Below are 18,901 nucleotides of genomic sequence, written 5' to 3'. Positions count from 1 at the left end.
ATTACACTAAAAAAGCGTGCTATTTAATGGCAATGATGGAGCCAAAATTGAAACATTGAAACCAGGTATCAATATGCGCAAATCCGGCTTGTGATAAACGTTGTTTATGTGTTTCGATACTGTCAGTTAACATGACGTTTTCTAACATATTGCGCTTTTGGCTAATTTCCAGCTCGCTATAGCCGTTAGCGCGTTTAAAATCATGGTGCATGTTAAATAGCAACTCATCAATAATGGGATCGCTAAAGCTAAACTTTTCTGATAAGACTAATATTCCGTTAGGATTAAGCGCTTGATAGATGCGATTTAACACTTGTTGACGATTTTCAGGCGTTAAAAATTGCAAGGTGAAATTAAGCACGACCATTGAAGCATTTTGCATATCAATATTACAAATATCATCGCAAATCACTTCGACTGGCGTTGTTGCTTTATAAGACTCTATGTGGCGTTTGCACCGTTCAATCATCGGTAAAGAGTTATCAACCGCAATAATTTTACAGTTAGGCTGATTAACATGACGACGAATTGAAAGGGTAGCGGCACCTAATGAACAACCTAAGTCATAAATCACAGAGTTTGGCTGGACAAATCGCTTTGCAAGCATACCAATCATTGAAATAATATTTGAATAACCCGGGACAGAACGTTGCACCATATCGGGGAAAACTTCAGCGACTTTTTCATCAAACGTCCAATCGCCTAGCTTTTCAATTGGCGCCATGAATAATTGGTCTTTTTTGATACTCATAAAAGTTATTGGTACTGGAAAAATTAATTTTGTTATCATATCACTTTTTTGCGATAAATTGTTTGGTTTATTATGGCTTTTGTAGATCTTTTCACTCCTTTAATCGCTATTTTTGTTAGCGTCTTAGCAACGTTTTATTTAGGAAAAAGGTGGCAGTTTTGGTTTGATATCAAGTTAACGGGTTGTTATCGATTAATGTATTGGTCATTGGTGGCTATTGCGATTTACTCTTTGATAATTGCTCGATTAGCGAATAATTTTGCTGTTCCACACCTAGTGCTATTTTTTAATTGTCTGGCATCTGTCGTGATTTGCGCAAGTTTATTAATGTTACTGGCTGATGTCATTTATTTGGCGAGTAAAAAGCGGTTTAAACCGAAGCTGTGGTTTAAAATCTGCTATGTGGTTGCGGTTATTTCGTTGTGTTTTTATGGATATAGTATGGCTGTTAATCCAACAATTGTGCATTATCATGTCAATATTAATAAGTCGGCAAATGTCGATCATCTACGTTTTGTGCATCTAAGCGATATTCATCTAAGTGAATTAACATCACCGAAAAGAATTGAACAAATGGTGGAAGAGGTAAATCAACAACAGGCCGATTTTATTGTGATCACCGGTGATACATTAGATAGGCGCTTAGCGCCGTTTACTCAACGAGGTTTTGCTAAACAGTTTCAACAATTGAAGTCGAAATATGGTACTTTTGTAATTTTTGGTAATCATGAATATTACCATTCCAAACACGCCGACAATCATGAGCAAGATATTATTGATGCTTTTGAGCAAGCCAATATGAAAGTATTAAAAGATGATGTTATTTATCTGGATGATGTTGGCATAACATTAATCGGCCGTGATGACCTTTCGTCCTACCGTTATCATGCTAAACGAGCGTCACTTGCTGATTTGATGATGTTTAGTGATAGCAATACACCTATTATCTTACTTGATCATCAGCCCAGCAATCTTGATAAAGCCGCTAATTTAGGTGTCGATCTGATGCTATCAGGGCATACCCATGGCGGGCAAATTTTCCCAATTAATTTAGTTGTTGATATAATGTATAAAAATCCCTATGGTTTATATCAAGATACCACACACCATTTTACCAGTATTGTTAGTAGCGGATTTGGTTTTGGTAGTCCTCCTATTCGCTTAATGACACGGGGTGAAATTGGGGTGATTGATGTGACTTTTAACACTAAACCGTAAACTTGTCTCAATAGGAATCTTAATTTGTCTTATAAGCTTATTACCCATAATGACCAGCTAGCTGAATTTTGTTTGAACATTCAAAACAGTTCAGCTTTAGCATTAGATACAGAATTTGTACGTACTCGTACGTTTTTCCCTCATTTAGGCTTGTTACAAGTATTTAATGGCGAGCATGCAGCATTGATTGATCCCATAGCGATAACTGACTGGCAAGATTTTTTGGCGGTGTTAAATAATCCAAAAATTGAAAAGTATTTTCACTCTTGTTCTGAAGATATTGAAGTGTTTTTACATCACTTTGGTTGCGTACCAACGCCGATCATTGATAGCCAAATTCTCGCTTCGTTTTTGGATAACCCACTCAGTAGTGGCTATGCCAGTTTAGTTAATAAATATTTAGCGGTAGAACTGGATAAAAGTGAAACACGAACTGATTGGCTTAAACGACCTTTAACCGATAAACAATGCCAATATGCTATCAATGATGTACTGTATCTTTTGCCATTGATGAATAAATTGAAAGCACTGTTAGCAGACAATCATTATTTATCCGCTGCTTATCAAGAGTGTCAAATGGTGATTAGCCGTAAGTGTGAGGTAATGAATCCTGATGATGCGTATCTCAATATTAAAAATAGTTGGCAATTAAAAGGGAAAAATTTAGGGCAGTTGTATAAACTAGCCCGTTTTCGATATCTGATAGCGAAAGAGCAAGATATTGCGCTAAATTTTGTTGTGCATGAAGAAGTCTTATTTAAAATAGCCCGTTTTTTACCTTCATCGCTCAGTGAGCTGAGTCAATTAGGCATGAAAGGGAAAGAAATACGCCTGTATGGTCAGATGATTTTAGATATTTTAGCTCAGCCGACGCCGGATATTGCACCAATTTGCCGGGTTAACCGTTATCCTAATTACAAAGATATCTGTGAACAATTGAAAAATGCGGCACAAGCCATTGCTTCTCAAACCGGGCTTAATCCGGATTTATTGCTTTCAAGGCGGTTGATTAATCAATATGTAAAATGGCAAGCGGATAAAACCAGTACTGAGCCTGAAATATTACAGGGTTGGCGTAAACCTTTATTTGAAAAATTTGGTATTTAAAAGTCAGCAGGTCATACCTGCTGATGTAATTAAACCCAAGGGCGAGAAACTGGCAATGGGTAAGCTTTATTATTATCAAAACAGCTTATCAAAATAAAATCGATTTTTTCTTGATTGGTCACCCAAATTAGTCTGATTTACGCTAGTTCAGCAAGCATTGACTCGACAATCGCTGAGGAGTGGGCGGCGGCCAGTTTTAAAAATGATTGAAAATCAACCGCTGATTCACTGTCACCATTATCTGAAATCGCTCGTACCACAACAAATGGGGTCTTAAATAACCAACAAACATGGCCAATTGCAGCGGCTTCCATTTCAACGGCGATTGCATCCGGGAAAGTTTGTTTGATTCTTTGCAGATTTTCTTTACCATTGATAAATGCATCACCACTACCAATTGATCCTTCAACCGCATTAACGCCCTGTTTTTTGATGCAAGATTTTGCTAATGCTTGATATTTTGAATCGGCGGCGAATGTTACCGGACAACCCGACATTTGTCCCGGTTTATAACCAAAAGCGGTTAAATCGACATCATGGTAAAAAACATCTTTCGATACAACGATATCACCAATGTTTAATGCGCTTGATAGCCCACCCGCTGAACCGGTATTAATCACCGCATCAACCTGATAATGATTAAGTAAAAGTGTGGTGCCGGAGGCGGCTGCTACTTTACCAATTCCCGATTGAAGTAATACAATATCACATCCGGCTATTTGACCAACATGAAAATCGCAACCTAAATGGTGTTCGATATGATAATTAGTGATTTTACTTTTTAAGATAGCAACTTCTTCTTCCATTGCAGCGATAATAGCAATTTTCATAATTTCCTCTTAGCTAACGGGCATAATATTAGGATAAATATGCTATCATAATTGCAGTCTTCAAACTTGACAATATATCAAACTAATGGAGTTGAACTTTGCGCACAATTTTTATAACAGGTTGTTCTAGTGGTATCGGGCTAATCTCAGCTTTGACATTAAAGCAACGGGGTTATCGTGTTATTGCTTCTTGCCGAAAAATATCAGACCAACAAAAATTAATTGATCAAGGATTTGAAACCGTGCTACTGGATCTGGATGATCCGCAATCGGTCACGCAGGCGGCTAACGAGGTTTTAAGTTTAACCAATGGTAAATTGTATGCACTTTTTAATAATGCCGGATTTGGTGTTTATGGGCGCTTAAATACGATTAGCCGTGAACAGTTAGAATCTCAATTTTCGACAAACTTTTTTGGTGTTCATCAATTAACCCAGTTACTTTTGCCGGCTATGTTAGCGCACAACGAAGGGCGAATTATTCAAACCAGTTCAATTGTCGGTGTTGTCGCCACCCCCGGTCGAGGCGCTTATTCAGCCAGTAAATATGCGTTAGAAGCGTGGTCTGATGTGTTAAGATTAGAGTTAGCTAAAACCAATATTAAAGTCTGCTTGATTGAACCTGGGCCATTGAAAACCGACTTTTCAGCCAATGTTAATCAAACCGACAAGGATAAAATTGTCAAAAATCCGCCTATAGCTAAACGCTTTACCTTACCAGCGCAAGCCATTTTACCCTATTTGATACATGCGTTAGAGCATGCCAGACCGAAAATACGTTACAGGGTCACCATGGTAACGAAGTTGGCAGCAATAGCTAAACGTTTGCTTCCGGATAGATTAATGGATAAAATTTTACAAAATAAATAATACCTAACCATATTATTGATAGGACACGATATGCAACAGCAATTTATTTTTGATGTCAATGAACAAAATATTCAACAGATCATCGAGCAATCTTCTCGATTGCCAGTGCTATTCTATTTCTGGTCTGCAAGAAGTCCCAATTACGAGGCAATGACTCAAACATTGACCAAACTCACTAATGAGCATCATGGTCAATTTATTTTGGCTAGTATCAATTGTGATGAACAGCAAATGTTAGCTGCCCAATTCGGTCTTCGTGCTATTCCTACCGTCTATCTATTTCAAAATGGTCAACCGGTTGATGGTTTTCAAGGTCCACAGACTGAAGAAGTGATTAAACAATTTTTAGCTAAAGTGTTGCCAAATGAAGATGAATTAAAACTTGTTGAAGCACAAAATTTATATAATGAAGGGAAATATGAACAAGCATTACCTTTATTAAAACAAGCCTGGCAAAATCTTACTGACCATTTAGGGAAACCACGATCTGATATTGCGTTGATGTTGGCAAAAGCGCAAATCGAATTAAAGCAACTGGCTGATGCTAAAGAGGTACTGGCAACGATACCATTACAAGATCAAGATTCAGTTTTTCATGGTTTACAAGTTGAGATTGAATTACTTGAGCAAGCGGCAAACTCACCTCAATTGCAGTTACTACAAGCACAATTAGCCGAACAACCGGATAATATCGATTTGATGATTCAACTATCCTCACAATTAATGCAAGTTGGCCGACATGAAGAGGCATTAGAATTGCTCTATCAACCGCTTACCAAAGATCTCAATGCAGGGGAAGGGCGTATTAAAAAGACCTTACTGGATCTGCTCGCAGCTTTAGGTACCAGTAATTCGTTAGCCGGAACTTATCGTCGTAAACTCTATACTTTACTTTATTAATTGTTAGTCGGTTTTGATGAGGTCACTTGTTGGTTTTCGATCTGAAGTTTGACAGATTAACAACAAGTGAACGTTACGATGATAATAGAAGAATAAAATAAGCGGAGATTCAACAATGTTAAATTGTTGAATCTTTTGTTTTTTAGTGTTCTATGACTCTAGGGAAGTCTTCGTCTTTTCGAAGCGTTAAAACCTCAACGCCATTTTCGGTCACTAAAATCGTGTGTTCGTATTGCGCTGAAAGACCATGGTCTTTTGTTTTCACTGTCCAACCATCTTTCATGGTACGAGTTCGCCAGTCGCCGGTATTTATCATCGGTTCGATAGTAAATGTCATGCCGGCTTTTAAAATCACACCGCCGTCATCAGCATCATAATGGAGTACTTGCGGCTCATCATGATAGACTTCGCCAATGCCATGCCCGCAATATTCACGTACCGATGAAAAACCAAATTTATCGACATATTTTTGGATGGTTTTACCGATCTCTCTTAAACGAATACCCGGTTTAATAATTTTGATTGCTTCATACAAGCTTTGTTGAGTGACTTGGCAAAGTTTTTCGCCCGCAACTGTTGGTTTGCCAGCAATGTACATGCGAGAGGTATCGCCATGATAACCGTCTTTGATGACTGTCACATCGATATTTAAAATATCCCCGTCTTTTAATTTTTTTTCAAAGCTCGGGATGCCGTGACATACTACGTCATTAATTGAAATACAACTGGTGTGTTGATATCCACTATAGCCAATATTAGCCGGAATTGCTTTTTGGACATTGACGATATAATCATAACAAATTTTATCTAGCTCACCGGTACTAATGCCAGGTTTGACATAAGGCTCAATCATTTCTAATACTTCTGCTGCAAGCTTTCCTGCAATACGCATTTTTTCAATTTGTTCTGGGGTTTTTAACTTAATAGACATTCAAATATTCCTGTAATATTGATGACAATATCCTACCATATACCATTTTTTCGTCAAATTATAGCGAGGCTATTATGCGACAGGTTATCAAGAGTTAATCAATATTCTGTAAAGAAGTTTCAGATTTTACCTATATTTGAGTATAAAAATGAAAAGTAATACTGGTAAAACGACTTTTAAGTATATAATTACCAATTATAAAAAAAGGTTTTATCGTAATGCAATGTCACTATTATCAACAAAAGAAATGTTTATCTTGCCAGTGGATTAATCGTCCTTACCCAAAGCAACTCGAAGACAAACAACATGAGTTATTAAAGCAGCTAGCTACCTTACAACCCAAAGAAGTTATGGCGCCGTTTGCTAGCCCTGATTCTGCTTTTCGAAATAAAGCGAAAATGGCGGTATTAGGTACCGTTGAAAAGCCGATATTGGGGATTGAAAATGGTGATCAAGCTGTCGATTTATGTGATTGTCCGTTATATAGCGCTGGTATGCAAAGTATATTGAAAATAGTGCGTAGTTATATTCGTAAACAAGGTCTGGTGCCCTATAATATCAATAAACGAAAAGGCGAATTAAAATATGTGATCATTACCCAAAGCTCAATGTCTCAATCAAGCGGCTTTATGTTACGATTTGTTTTAAAATCACATAAATTGGTGAGTAAAATTAAAAACTCTTTTCACCAACTACAAGCGACAATTCAAAATTTGCAAGTCGTTTCAATTAATATTCAGCCGAATCATGCCGCGATTTTAGAAGGGGAAGAAGAGTTAGTTTTGACTAATAATCCTTATTTACCCATGACGATAAATCAAATTCCGCTTTTTATTAAATCGAAAAGCTTTTTTCAAACCAATACTTATATTGCTCAAAACCTGTATAAGACAGCAAGTGAGTGGATTGCTGATTTAGATATTAAGTCCATTTGGGATCTATTTTGTGGTGTCGGTGGATTTGGTTTGCATTGTGTTCAAGCAATGGATAAACAGATTCAATTGACGGGTATTGAAATAAGTGCCGATGCTATCGATTGTGCAACCCAATCGGCCAAACAACTAGGATTTAATAATTTGACATTTAAATCATTGGATGCAACCCAATATGCAATTGCCGAGCAAGCTGTAGCGGATTTAGTCTTACTTAATCCACCCAGACGTGGGGCAGGGAGCCAATTGATACAATATTTACAACAGATGTCACCCAACTTTATCTTATATTCAAGCTGTAATTTATCATCGTTAGTTGCTGATGTTCGCTTGTTATCGGATTATCAAATTAGTAAAGTACAACTGTTTGATATGTTCCCTCATACTTCACATATGGAAGTGTTGGTTTTATTGGAAAAATCTCAATAACTTTTTAAATATTTAGGCGAGTTTTTATTAATTGATGATTAATAAGTATTAATCATCAATTTCCTCATTTTACCTCTTAAACTTTGTCGCTTTGATATCAATTAATCTTCAAACACTTCTCTAACTTACGAATATTTTTATGTTTTTCATTTTAATGTTAATGATAATTATTAGCAAATGGTAATGGTTATCATTATTGTTGATCTTATTTATTATTTTTGATAGATTTACGAAAAATGATAATTATCAAAAATTGGAAATTTAATGCGAGCAGTTCAATAACATAAGTTTATGGTGAAAAATGAAAATAAGTAAAATATTTTTAACTGTTTTAGCTGCTTCATTACCACTATCAGTTTTTGCGGCTGATGATGAATTGGAAACTATGACGGTTACGGCTACCAGACAAAAGAGAGCCAAATTAGCTATTCCGGAAACCGTTGATGTTATCACTAGCAAGAACATTGATGATCATCAAATGTCAACAATGGAAGATTTAGTCAGATATTTACCGGGAATCTCAGTTAACAGACAAACTTCAGGTACTGACCCTTTTGGTAATTTAGGCGGAATTAGAATACGTGGTATGGCGGGTAATCGTATTCAAATGCAAGTCGACGGTGCAAGAGTAATTGAAAGTATCCAAGACGGCAATAGAAATTTTATTGATTTAGCCAACATAAAAGCTGTTGAAGTTATTCGTGGACCGGGATCGGTATTATGGGGCGCTGATGCTGTTGGTGGGGTAGTTGCATTTAAAACTTTAGATCCCAGTGATTTGCTGAAAGGTAAATCTTATGCAGTGCGATTAAGTGGTGGTTATGATAGTTTGAATAAACAAAATACTAAAACAAGCATGTTAGCGCTTGAATTGCTACCTAATTTAGAAGGGCTGATAAGCTTTAGCCGAAGAGATTACCAAGAAGCCAAGTTATCTAAAGCTAAAGCGAATGGCGGTATTTGGGGCTGTCCACGTGGCGAAGATGCCATTAGATGTAATAAACTCAATCCGTTAGATGCCAAAGCAGAAAATATGTTAACCAAATTGGTTTATCATAATGACACTCGAGAAACAAAGTTAACATTTGAAAATTTCCGGTCTAACTCATTTGTTAAACAGATGTATGATTATGGTTTACAAGCTAACGGAACATTTAATGGCGATTATCGAAGAACGCAAATACAAACTCGTAAAAGGTATGCTATTGATGATAGTTGGACGCCCCCAGTATCGTTTATCGATCAAATCAAAACCATGTTCTCTTACTCGCCGCAAGAACGTTATTTAAAATCGTATCGTCAACAAAAAGATAAACGACAAAATCCGATTAATACCTATACCACTAACGATTATAAAGAAAAGTTTTGGCAGTTGGATCTTCAGTTAAATTCGAACGTGGATTTTTTCAATATAACGCATGATTTAACTTATGGTTTTCAAGGGGATATTACCCGTAGCTATTATCGTAATGAGAGCACCAAAAATGGCGTAAAAACCATAGGTGGCGGCTTTAATTTTGCTAATGCTAAAACGCAACGTGCAGATATCTATCTTCAAGATGAATTTCACTTTATCTCTGAAAATTTAAAAATTAAACCGGGTTTACGATACGCAACCTATAAAATTAAACCCAATACCGATAGCCATTATGCGGTGGTTAAAGGCAAAGAGCCTCGTGATTTGAGTTCACATCGCCTTATTCCGCAATTAGGCATATTATATAACATCACTGATCAATACTCTGCTTATGCCCGTTATGCTGAAGGATTCAAAATGCCAACGGCTCAACAGCTTTATACGTCATTGCCTTCGGTAACGATGAATCTGATTCCTAACCCTAAACTAAAACCTGAAAAAGTAAAATCTTATGAGACCGGCATTAGAGGCGATTTTTCAGAAGGTTGGTTTAGTGTAGGTTTATTCAAAGCTAATTATAGTAACTATATTAAGAATTTTATTCGGGTTGGGCCGAAGGATTATACCTACAAAAATTTATCCAACGTCAATTTATGGGGAATTGAAGCATCGGGCGAGTGGCATTTTGCGCCAAATTGGACTTTGAATGCTTCAAGCTCATATCAATATGGAAAAAAACAAGATTCTCCCGGTGATAAAAAAACTTATTTCAATGAAGCCATGCCACTGCAAGGTAATATCGGTTTGAAATGGAATGTTCCCGATTTTAATTTTGATACTGAAGTCGTCGGAACTTTTTCTAAGGCTGTATCTCACGTTTCTAAAGACAAATCGTCATCAGATGAAATATTTAAACCAAGCGGTTATGCAATCTATGATGCCTATTTAAATTGGCACCCTAGCAAAAATATTACCATTCGGGGATCGGTATTAAATATATTTGATCGCCGTTATTTTAAATGGCCGATGTTTAGTAGTTATTATAAAAATGTACAAAATAATGTAAAAGTGACAAATCCTATCGAGCTTCAAACCGCGCCGGGAAGAACTTTTGCCGTTAGTGCGGTTATTAATTTTTAATCATTAACGTTAAATACTTCTGTCAAATTGATAAAACATTTTTGGCAGGAGTTGATGTAGAAAAAAGGCAGTTTTGAGAGTATAAGTTGTGCAAACATTGAAAAATATAATCTTGCTTATGAAGCTTTGCTTCAAATCAAGACAAGGTAAATATGGTTACTGTTATGCTTTAATTATTATTTGTTTAAATATTGTTTTAATTAAAATTAGTCTTGAAATGATTAATTGGAATAAAAACTTTTTTAATGCATTAGAAAAATATGACATGCAAGGCGTTATTACCCAATTAATCGTTTTTGTGTTGTTAACAATTTCGGGGGCAATAACTTACTTAATAATTGAGTTTTTAAGAAAAACCTTAGTGATTACATGGCGCAAGGTTTTAAATGATTCGATACTTGATAAGTGGCTCAATAACAAAGCATATTGGTATTTAAATAACCATCAAGACGAAATTGATAATCCTGATCAGCGTATTTCCGAAGACTGTCTGCTATTTATTGAGCGATTAACTAATGAAGGCTTTTCGCTAATTACTCAATGTATTGGTCTGTTTTCCTATTTTATGCTTTTGTGGCAAATTACCGATAATTTTGTTTTAAATTTTAGTCTATTTAATATCGATATAAGTATTTCTCATTATTTAATTTGGCTGGCACCAATCTATGTATTATTCACTTCTTGCATCGCTCACATGCTCGGGCGCCCATTAAAAAACTTATTAATTGAACAACAACACTTAGAGGCAAATTATCGCTTTGCCTTAACTCGATTTCGTGAATCGAAAGAGCCAATCGCGTTAGCCAATGGTGAAAAAGTGGAGAAACAACAGTTTGAACAGCATTTCAATCATATTATCAAAAATTGGTATTTATTAATTAAACGACAACTTATTTTAGGCTGTTTTACTCGGCCATATTATTTAACGGTGTTAAGTATGCCTATTTTCTTTTCTCTGCCTATCTATTTAATTGGTAAAGTTAGCTTAGGTTCTTTAATGCAAATTAGTAAATCATTTAGTAATGTTGTGACTAACTTGTCTTGGTTTATTTTCAATTATCATAAACTTGCTGAACTTATTGCGTGTAGTTATCGTTTAACCCAGTTTTTTGAAAAAGCTAATCAAGCCGCTCGTCAATACCAATCAGCTAGCCAATTAGAGATAAATCAAGATGCATTTGCGATTGACGATTTAACTATAAAAAAACCGGATGGCGCTGTGTTATTAACACTACCCAATCTTTATCTTAATAAAGGCGATTCGGTTGTTATATCCGGTGCATCGGGTGTAGGTAAATCAACATTTTTCAAAGTAATTTCTGGCCTTTATCCCAATTTTGAGGGGAAGATTAAAGTGCCAAAATTAAAGACATTATTTTTATCGCAAAATACCTATTTTCCGGTTGGGGGATTAGCTCATGCAATAAGCTATCCGCAGCCGTTGTTTGAAAAAGATTTAAGTTTGATTAAGCAACTTCTATTAGAAGTTGGTTTTTCTACAGAATTTATCGATAGAAATTTACTCAGTGATAATTTAAAAACACTTTCCGGTGGTGAAAAGCAACGTCTAATGATTGCAAGAATTTTAATGCATAAACCTGATTGGATTTTTATGGATGAAACAACCAATGCATTAGATAAGCAGTCCGAAAAACAATTGCTGAAATTGTTAAAGACAAACCTACCGAACAGTAGTTTTATTATAATTTCTCATACTGATATTTCGAACTATTTTGATAAATGCTACCAGTTGAATTTATAACAATGTAGTTAGATGAATTAACTCAATATTGACAAAAACAAGGAGTAATTATGGCTGAGTCCAAAAATGATGTTGTTGAAAAGACAATAGAAAATTTACATGAAACAATCCGCACAGTCATCTTATCAACAATGACTAAAAACGGAGAGGTAGATACGAGTTATTCGCCTTATTATTTTGACGGTAATGATTATTATATTTTAATATCAGATTTAGCGCCTCATAGTCAGAATATGAAAGATAATTCAAATATCTCTTTTTTAATCATTGATGATGAAAGTAATACTAAGAATATCTATGCTCGTAGACGACTATCTTTCCATGCAAAAACAAGCATTGTTGAAAGAGAAACTGAGCTATTTGATAACATTATTGACCAGCTTGCTAAAAGAGTGAGTAAAATGGTCTATATGTTAGCGGAAATGAAAGATTTTAATTTATTTAAAATCACACCGACAGCCGGTAGATTAGTGTTAGGTTTTGGAAAAACCTATATTGTTGATCATCAAAATAATCTTATCACACCGGTTGATGAAGATTATGTCGCTAATCAAAAAAGCCAACAAGCCAGTAACTAAGCTAAATTACTCGCAAAGATATTTACCATTATCTATTTTATAGGTAATGGTTTATTGTTGGCGATTTTCAAATAATCTAAATAATTTTGTCGATTGATAGATTTCTATTTTCTTTTTGATAGTCACAAAACAGCCTATCTAAACCCTTAAACTATGCTAAAATTAAGCCAATTTAAACTGAATTTAGGAAATGAGATATTATGATTCCTGACGTTTCTAAAGCGCTCAATTGGTTGGAAAAGCACTATACTATTTTACAGGGAATTCAACGGGGTGTTGAACGTGAAACACTTCGTATTTTACCAGACGGCTCTTTAGCAAAAACCCCTTTTCCTAATAAAATTGGTTCAGCTTTAACTCACCCTTGGATAACAACCGATTTTGCCGAATCGATGCTTGAATTTATTACGCCGGTTAATACGAATATTGATTATATGCTCACGTTTTTGCGTGATTTACATCGTTATGCCAGTGTCAGTATCGGCGATGAGATGATGTGGCCATTAAGTATGCCTTGTTTTGTGGCAAATGAAGACGATATTATTTTGGCGCAATATGGTAGCTCAAATGAAGGGCGTTTTAAAACGGTTTATCGGGAAGGATTGAAAAATCGTTATGGCGCCATGATGCAAACCATATCCGGCGTGCATTATAACTTCTCTTTGCCTATGGCATTTTGGCAAGCCCGATTTGGAGTAAAAAACGCCGAAGAAGGCAAGGCTGTCATTTCTGAAGGTTATTTTACTTTAATACGTAATTATTATCGATTTGGTTGGGTGATTCCTTACCTGTTTGGTGCATCGCCTTCCATGTGCTCTTCATTTATTCAAGATAAGCAAAAAGCTAAGGCCTTTATTGAACAAACAAATGGTAACTGCTTCTTGCCTTATGCAACTTCATTAAGATTAAGTGATATCGGCTATACCAACAATGCCCAGAAACAACTGGGTATTACGTTTAATCATCTTGATACTTATGTAGAAGGATTAAAACGTGCTACTCAAACTAAATCAGAAGCGTTTAAAAAGTTAGGCATTAAAGTTGATGGTCATTATCGGCAGTTAAATGATAATGTATTACAGATTGAAAATGAGTTTTATGCACCAATTCGCCCTAAACGTGTGCCTAGAGCAGGGGAGTTACCTTCTGATGCCTTACTACGTGGTGGAATAGAGTATATTGAAGTACGAGCGCTCGATGTTAATCCGTTTTCACCGATAGGCATTACCGAAGAACAGATTCGCTTTATTGATCTGTTTTTAATATGGTGTGCGCTAGCGCCAGCCCCAGAAATGAGTAGTGAGGAGCTTGAGTGTACAAAATTAAATTGGAATCGGGTTATTATGGAAGGGCGTAAACCTGGTCTTGAAATTGGTATCGGCTGTGATAGCTATCGTGAGCCATTATCGAAAGTCGGCCACGAATTATTTAAAGATTTGCTCCGTGTTGCTGATGTATTGGATCATCAAGATGATAAACAACATTATCGTAAAGTTTGCGAACGGCTTGATTTGATGTTTGATCAACCTGAATTAACGCTTTCTGCAAGAACGCTTGAGGCTATCAGCGATTTAGGCACGGCTAAATTTGGCTTAGCTTTAGCGACTCAATATAAAAAACAGCTTATCACAGAACCATTAAGCTTACTTACAGATAGTGATTTTATTCAACAACGCAATTTATCGCTTGAAAAACAGGTGATGATCGAGCAAAGTGACAAAATATCATTTGATGATTATTTAAAACAAAAAATGACGATATAAAATGTTTAAACAGCGTGACTATACACTACGATATCAAAGTGATAGTGATATTGAATTAATATTGCCCAATCATCAAATTATGGTTAACACACCATTGGTTAACCAGATGTCGTTTTCAGTTTTAGTGTGGAATATTTTCAAGCAAAAAAGAGCTGACTGTATCCATATCCTTGAACTGTATGCCAGCAAGGCTAAATTGATATTGTTACAGGAAGCGCAAAATACCCCTTTGCTGCTTAACTTTATCAGTCAGCACAATAAAATCGCTGACCATGTCCCCGCCTATTGTTTGAATGATATTTATGCAGGTGTCATGACGATATCCGATTCATTGCCAAGTGCTTTGTGGTCGTTTCGTGAAAAAGAGCCGCTTATACGTGTACCTAAGTCGGCGTTAATCACGCTTTATCCTATTGAAAATTCGTCAGAACAACTCTTAGTTGCCAATGTTCATGCGATAAATTTTAGTATTGGTGTTAAAGTTTACCGGCAACAAATCCATATGTTATTAAATCGCATTAAAACACATCAAGGACCGGTTATTTTAGCTGGAGATTTTAATGCATGGAGTCGACAGCGAGTGAATTTACTTTATCATTTAGTTCGTTCAATTGAACTTAAACCTGTGAACTTTACTAATGATATTCGCAAAACGTTTTTGGGTAGGCCATTAGATTTTGTATTTTATCGAGGGTTAAAGCTTGATGCGGCGCAAATAATTAACACAGCCGCATCAGATCATAATCCTTTATTGGTGAATTTTAAAATTATTTAGCTTTTACTAGCTTAATTTTAAGAACGTCCCCTTCTTTTACTCGTGGGTTTTTCAACTTATTCCACTCTAAAATATCGGTGATTTTTACCCGATAATTTTGCGCAATAGAGTAAAGATTATCACCCGCTTTAACTTGATAGGTTATCTGATTTTTGTTGGCAGTAAGTACCGAATTCATGTTGTTATTTATACCACTATATTGAATCGTCGTCGATTTCACTTCAAATGGCATCGTGTTATGTGGTACATCTTGTAAAAGCTCAGTGATTTGATTAGAAACCAGCTTTTCTGCCTTTAACTTTTTAAATAAAGATTCTGCATGTGAATAAGGAACAAGCAAATGGAAAGGGCCATTTACTGTTTGCTTAACATAACCAGCATTATATGTCATCAAATCATTAAGCGACAACCCTGTGTATTGGGCAATTTTCGTTAATGAAACGTTTTTAGACATATCAATCCTTACAAGCGAATTTTGATAGTTACAATCAGGCAATTTTATGCCATAACGTTTACTATTTTTAACAATATCGATGATCGCTAAAATTTTAGGAACGTAGTGCATGGTTTCAGCAGGTAAATCAAGCGACCAATAGTTGGTTGGTAAACCCTTTGCTTGGTTTTTCTCAATCGCTTTTCTGATTCTACCTTCACCGGCATTATAAGCAGCTAAAGTTAATAACCAATCGCCATCAAAACGGCTATTTAAATTTTGTAAAAGATTAATAGCAGTCGTTGTTGACGCAATAAGATCACGACGCTCATCAAAATGACTACTTTGTTTTAATCCATACTCTTTAGCTGTAATCGGCACAAATTGCCATAAACCAGCGGCTTGAGCTGGCGAAGTTGCTAAAGGGTCATATGCACTTTCAATTAATGGAATTAAAGCTAATTCAACCGGTAAGTTATTTTTTCTTAGTTGGTTGATGATGTAATAAACATAAGGCTCTGAACGCAAAGTGATTGTTTCAAACGCTTGAGGATTGCGTAAAATACGCTCTCTTTCCGCTTTAATACGGTTATTTTCCGGAACATTTACGTTTATTTTGGTTAACATAAATTTCCAAGGATTTTGCGTGACCGATGCATAATTAACACCACCACTTTTAATACTAGAAGTAACTATTGATTTCGTGTTTGAATTTTTATAGCTGCTACTTACAGTTTGTCGAGGAGTTTGATTTTGACACGCAGCTAAAAAAGAACATAACATTGTGAATATTAATAATTTTTTCATTAGTTTTCAAGTTTAGACATCAATTTAAGCGTGTTATTATACCTAAAAAATGTCTTTTTGGCTCCTAAAATAAGTGAACAGGTCTAACTCATTGTTAAAATTAAATTTATCTTGTAAAGATTTTTCATTACATCTTAAAAATAAGTTAATTTGTTTCTCTTTGGTTAAAATAGAAGGCAAAGTAATTGATTTTTTACAAATACTATCGAAATACTTAACGATTTGTTTATCGTTAGGCACCATTTTTTGCGCAAAATTTAGATTAGCTAAAGTGTATTCATGTCCTGCACAAATTAACGTATCATCAGGTAATTGCATTAACTTATTGAGAGAATTGAGCATCTGTTGATAAGCATTGTCAACAACTCTACCACAACCCGCAGAAAATAGTGTGTCACCACAAAAAACATACGGCTTAATATAATAAGCTAAATGACCTAAAGTATGCCCTGGTACTGAAATAACCTCAAATTGAAAATCAGCAATAGACACTATTTCCTTAGATACTATTTCCTTATCATTCAGATAGTGAATTGGCAAATCTATTTCACTTGGCCCGTAAATTTCAATATCGGGATAAATTTGATATAACTTAGGTACACCACCAACGTGATCGATATGGTGGTGAGTTAATAAAATTGCAAGGGGGGTTAAGTGATGTTTTTTTAGATATTCAAGGACAGGTTCTGCTTCACCGGGATCAATGATAACAACTTGTTTATCATTATTTTCTAATAACCAAACATAGTTATCTTTCAAAATCGGAATAATATGCAATTGAAACATAAAATTTTTGCTCCTATATAGTGCTAGTAATAAGTCTTTGATAGAAGTCTAAGAATAATTAAAGTCGATGTTTAAAATAGATCTAAATTATCAATGTGCTGATCTGATATAGATTGTTCAAATCCAGTATCGGTTAAAGTAGGCGATTGGGCTTGCGTTTTCGCTAATATATCACAACGTTCATTTTCAATATGTCCTGCATGTCCTTTAACCCATATCCAGTTGATTTTATGGTGCTGGACTAATTGATCCAGACGTTTCCATAGATCAACATTTTTAACCGGCTTTTTATTCGATGTACGCCAGCCGTTTTTTTTCCAACCATGTATCCAATTGGATATACCATTACGAAGATATTGGCTGTCTGAATAAAGTTCAATTTGGCAAGATTGTTTTAATTGTTCTAAAGCGACAATGGCCGCTAATAGTTCCATACGATTGTTGGTGGTGTTAAAGTAGCCTTCTGATAAGACTTTTTCTGTCTGTTTATATTTTAAAATAGCTGCATAGCCGCCGGGCCCGGGATTACCAAGACAAGAGCCGTCCGTATAGATTTCAATTTTTTTTAGCATTTTATTAAACTTTTTACCGAGTCATTAAAATGTTATCCATAAGATTAACCTAAAATATATAACCTAATTTTAGCCTTTTTTTGCTAAGTGGCTCATTGGGTTTAAATCGTGTAGGTATCAACATTAAAGTATTTTGGTGATAGACTATATCATTAATTTGTTTATTTCCCAATTACTAACAAAAAGAGAGCATTGTGATAACTAATTCTACTCGTCAGATCGTCTTAGATACCGAAACAACCGGTATGAACCAAGGTGGTAATAATCATTATGAAGGTCATAAGATTATTGAAATTGGTGCTGTTGAAATTATTAATCGTCGTTTAACGGGGAATCATTTTCATGTTTATATTAATCCTGAACGTCTAATCGATGAAGAAGCGTTTCGAGTTCATGGTATTAGTGATGAATTTGTTAAAGATAAACCCATTTTTAAAAATATAGCTCACGATTTTATTAAGTTTATTGACGGTGCTGAGTTAGTTATCCATAACGCATCGTTCGACGTCGGCTTTATGGACTATGAATTTCGCCTGTGTGGATTAGATTTTAAAACTGCGGATCACTGTATCATTACCGATACATTGGCTATGGCAAGACGTTTATTCCCGGGTAAGCGAAATAACTTAGATGTACTTTGTGAACGCTATCAAATTGATAATTCACATCGAACACTTCATGGCGCTTTATTGGATGCCGAGATCTTAGCTGAAGTCTATTTAGCGATGACCGGTGGGCAAACAACGCTATCTTTTAGTTCTGATGAGAATCTTTCATCTTCAACACAAAGCCAAACAATAAAAAAGATTACTCGCAGTGGTACACCTTTAAAAGTGATTAAAGCGTCACAATCAGAGTTAACAGAGCATGATGCTATTTTAGCAAAAATTGATAAGAAAAGCGGCGGGGCGTTGTGGAATAACCATTAATGATTGTTTTATATTCAATCAGACGTTAATTT

At 35.4% G+C, this 18,901-nt stretch carries 17 protein-coding genes; 11 read left to right on the top strand and 6 right to left on the bottom strand.

Annotation, left to right across the window (positions count from 1 at the left end):
• Window positions 1–19: 19 nt before the first annotated feature.
• Complete coding sequence (gene cmoA / locus J3U74_RS06350; protein ID WP_267329650.1) at window positions 20–751, bottom strand: carboxy-S-adenosyl-L-methionine synthase CmoA; 732 nt, start codon at window positions 749–751, stop codon at window positions 20–22.
• A 72-nt stretch (window positions 752–823) separates the two neighbouring features.
• Here cmoA and J3U74_RS06345 point away from each other — a divergent pair, with 72 nt between their 5' ends.
• Both J3U74_RS06345 and rnd read left to right on the top strand, forming a co-directional pair.
• Window positions 824–1,969, top strand: coding sequence for a metallophosphoesterase (locus J3U74_RS06345; RefSeq protein WP_267329651.1), 1,146 nt, complete (start codon window positions 824–826; stop codon window positions 1,967–1,969).
• 24 nt (window positions 1,970–1,993) lie between these two features.
• Complete coding sequence (gene rnd / locus J3U74_RS06340) at window positions 1,994–3,076, top strand: ribonuclease D (protein ID WP_220219559.1); 1,083 nt, start codon at window positions 1,994–1,996, stop codon at window positions 3,074–3,076.
• Between the two features lie 137 nt (window positions 3,077–3,213).
• On the opposite strand, the gene mtnN is transcribed toward rnd, so the two are convergent.
• Window positions 3,214–3,906 carry a 5'-methylthioadenosine/S-adenosylhomocysteine nucleosidase gene (gene mtnN / locus J3U74_RS06335; RefSeq protein WP_267329652.1) on the bottom strand — a complete coding sequence of 231 codons (693 nt, stop codon included), beginning with the start codon at window positions 3,904–3,906 and terminating at the stop codon, window positions 3,214–3,216.
• A gap of 98 nt (window positions 3,907–4,004) precedes the next feature.
• Between mtnN and J3U74_RS06330 the strand changes: the two genes are divergently transcribed.
• Window positions 4,005–4,775 carry an SDR family oxidoreductase gene (locus J3U74_RS06330; protein WP_267329653.1) on the top strand — a complete coding sequence of 257 codons (771 nt, stop codon included), beginning with the start codon at window positions 4,005–4,007 and terminating at the stop codon, window positions 4,773–4,775.
• 30 nt (window positions 4,776–4,805) lie between these two features.
• Window positions 4,806–5,675 carry a co-chaperone YbbN gene (locus J3U74_RS06325; RefSeq protein ID WP_267329654.1) on the top strand — a complete coding sequence of 290 codons (870 nt, stop codon included), beginning with the start codon at window positions 4,806–4,808 and terminating at the stop codon, window positions 5,673–5,675.
• Between the two features lie 142 nt (window positions 5,676–5,817).
• On the opposite strand, the gene map is transcribed toward J3U74_RS06325, so the two are convergent.
• Window positions 5,818–6,606, bottom strand: a complete 789-nt coding sequence (gene map, locus J3U74_RS06320) for a type I methionyl aminopeptidase (protein ID WP_220219563.1) — start codon at window positions 6,604–6,606, stop codon at window positions 5,818–5,820.
• Between the two features lie 218 nt (window positions 6,607–6,824).
• On the opposite strand from map, the gene rlmC reads away from it, so the two are divergent.
• From rlmC to J3U74_RS06290, 6 genes are all read left to right on the top strand, one after another.
• Window positions 6,825–7,967 (top strand): 23S rRNA (uracil(747)-C(5))-methyltransferase RlmC, encoded by a 1,143-nt coding sequence (gene rlmC / locus J3U74_RS06315; RefSeq protein ID WP_267329655.1) that lies wholly within the window; start codon window positions 6,825–6,827, stop codon window positions 7,965–7,967.
• A gap of 301 nt (window positions 7,968–8,268) precedes the next feature.
• Entirely contained in the window at window positions 8,269–10,464 is a 2,196-nt protein-coding gene (locus J3U74_RS06310) for a TonB-dependent hemoglobin/transferrin/lactoferrin family receptor (RefSeq protein WP_267329656.1), read from the top strand.
• A 118-nt stretch (window positions 10,465–10,582) separates the two neighbouring features.
• Window positions 10,583–12,226 carry an ABC transporter ATP-binding protein/permease gene (locus J3U74_RS06305; protein WP_267329681.1) on the top strand — a complete coding sequence of 548 codons (1,644 nt, stop codon included), beginning with the start codon at window positions 10,583–10,585 and terminating at the stop codon, window positions 12,224–12,226.
• 50 nt (window positions 12,227–12,276) lie between these two features.
• The gene (locus tag J3U74_RS06300) at window positions 12,277–12,804 is read left to right on the top strand and encodes a HugZ family protein (protein ID WP_220219567.1); all 528 of its coding nucleotides are present in this window, start codon (window positions 12,277–12,279) and stop codon (window positions 12,802–12,804) included.
• Window positions 12,805–13,004: 200 nt separating this feature from the next.
• Window positions 13,005–14,567 (top strand): glutamate--cysteine ligase, encoded by a 1,563-nt coding sequence (gene gshA / locus J3U74_RS06295; RefSeq protein ID WP_267329657.1) that lies wholly within the window; start codon window positions 13,005–13,007, stop codon window positions 14,565–14,567.
• Between the two features lies 1 nt (window position 14,568).
• Complete coding sequence (locus tag J3U74_RS06290) at window positions 14,569–15,342, top strand: endonuclease/exonuclease/phosphatase family protein (protein ID WP_267329658.1); 774 nt, start codon at window positions 14,569–14,571, stop codon at window positions 15,340–15,342.
• Here the strand turns inward: J3U74_RS06290 and J3U74_RS06285 are convergent.
• The 3 genes from J3U74_RS06285 to rnhA form a co-directional block, all read right to left on the bottom strand.
• The gene (locus tag J3U74_RS06285; protein ID WP_220219570.1) at window positions 15,335–16,402 is read right to left on the bottom strand and encodes a transglycosylase SLT domain-containing protein; all 1,068 of its coding nucleotides are present in this window, start codon (window positions 16,400–16,402) and stop codon (window positions 15,335–15,337) included. The two genes, J3U74_RS06290 and J3U74_RS06285, sit on opposite strands and share 8 nt — an antisense overlap.
• A gap of 222 nt (window positions 16,403–16,624) precedes the next feature.
• Window positions 16,625–17,368, bottom strand: a complete 744-nt coding sequence (gene gloB, locus J3U74_RS06280) for a hydroxyacylglutathione hydrolase (protein ID WP_267329659.1) — start codon at window positions 17,366–17,368, stop codon at window positions 16,625–16,627.
• A 71-nt stretch (window positions 17,369–17,439) separates the two neighbouring features.
• Window positions 17,440–17,940: a ribonuclease HI gene (gene rnhA / locus J3U74_RS06275; RefSeq protein WP_267329660.1), complete on the bottom strand. Its 501-nt coding sequence runs from the start codon at window positions 17,938–17,940 to the stop codon at window positions 17,440–17,442.
• Window positions 17,941–18,134: 194 nt separating this feature from the next.
• Between rnhA and dnaQ the strand changes: the two genes are divergently transcribed.
• Entirely contained in the window at window positions 18,135–18,869 is a 735-nt protein-coding gene (gene dnaQ / locus J3U74_RS06270) for a DNA polymerase III subunit epsilon (protein ID WP_267329661.1), read from the top strand.
• Window positions 18,870–18,901 lie beyond the last annotated feature (32 nt).

This window comes from Gilliamella sp. B3892, from assembly GCF_026536305.1.
In the GTDB taxonomy this organism is placed as follows: Bacteria; Pseudomonadota; Gammaproteobacteria; order Enterobacterales; family Orbaceae; genus Gilliamella.
The sequence above is the reverse complement of the archived record's forward strand: the minus strand, read 5'-3'. Positions and strand labels throughout refer to the sequence as shown.

Coding starts and splice junctions, on each gene's coding strand:
- J3U74_RS06300 (WP_220219567.1), top strand. CDS start 12,277: ATGGCTGAGTCCAAAAATGATGTTGTTGAAAAGACAATAGAAAATTTA.
- rlmC (WP_267329655.1), top strand. CDS start 6,825: ATGCAATGTCACTATTATCAACAAAAGAAATGTTTATCTTGCCAGTGG.
- J3U74_RS06285 (WP_220219570.1), bottom strand. CDS start 16,402: ATGTTAACCAAAATAAACGTAAATGTTCCGGAAAATAACCGTATTAAA.
- mtnN (WP_267329652.1), bottom strand. CDS start 3,906: ATGAAAATTGCTATTATCGCTGCAATGGAAGAAGAAGTTGCTATCTTA.
- gshA (WP_267329657.1), top strand. CDS start 13,005: ATGATTCCTGACGTTTCTAAAGCGCTCAATTGGTTGGAAAAGCACTAT.
- gloB (WP_267329659.1), bottom strand. CDS start 17,368: ATGTTTCAATTGCATATTATTCCGATTTTGAAAGATAACTATGTTTGG.
- J3U74_RS06310 (WP_267329656.1), top strand. CDS start 8,269: ATGAAAATAAGTAAAATATTTTTAACTGTTTTAGCTGCTTCATTACCA.
- J3U74_RS06305 (WP_267329681.1), top strand. CDS start 10,583: ATGAAGCTTTGCTTCAAATCAAGACAAGGTAAATATGGTTACTGTTAT.
- cmoA (WP_267329650.1), bottom strand. CDS start 751: ATGAGTATCAAAAAAGACCAATTATTCATGGCGCCAATTGAAAAGCTA.
- J3U74_RS06325 (WP_267329654.1), top strand. CDS start 4,806: ATGCAACAGCAATTTATTTTTGATGTCAATGAACAAAATATTCAACAG.
- rnhA (WP_267329660.1), bottom strand. CDS start 17,940: ATGCTAAAAAAAATTGAAATCTATACGGACGGCTCTTGTCTTGGTAAT.
- J3U74_RS06290 (WP_267329658.1), top strand. CDS start 14,569: ATGTTTAAACAGCGTGACTATACACTACGATATCAAAGTGATAGTGAT.
- J3U74_RS06345 (WP_267329651.1), top strand. CDS start 824: ATGGCTTTTGTAGATCTTTTCACTCCTTTAATCGCTATTTTTGTTAGC.
- map (WP_220219563.1), bottom strand. CDS start 6,606: ATGTCTATTAAGTTAAAAACCCCAGAACAAATTGAAAAAATGCGTATT.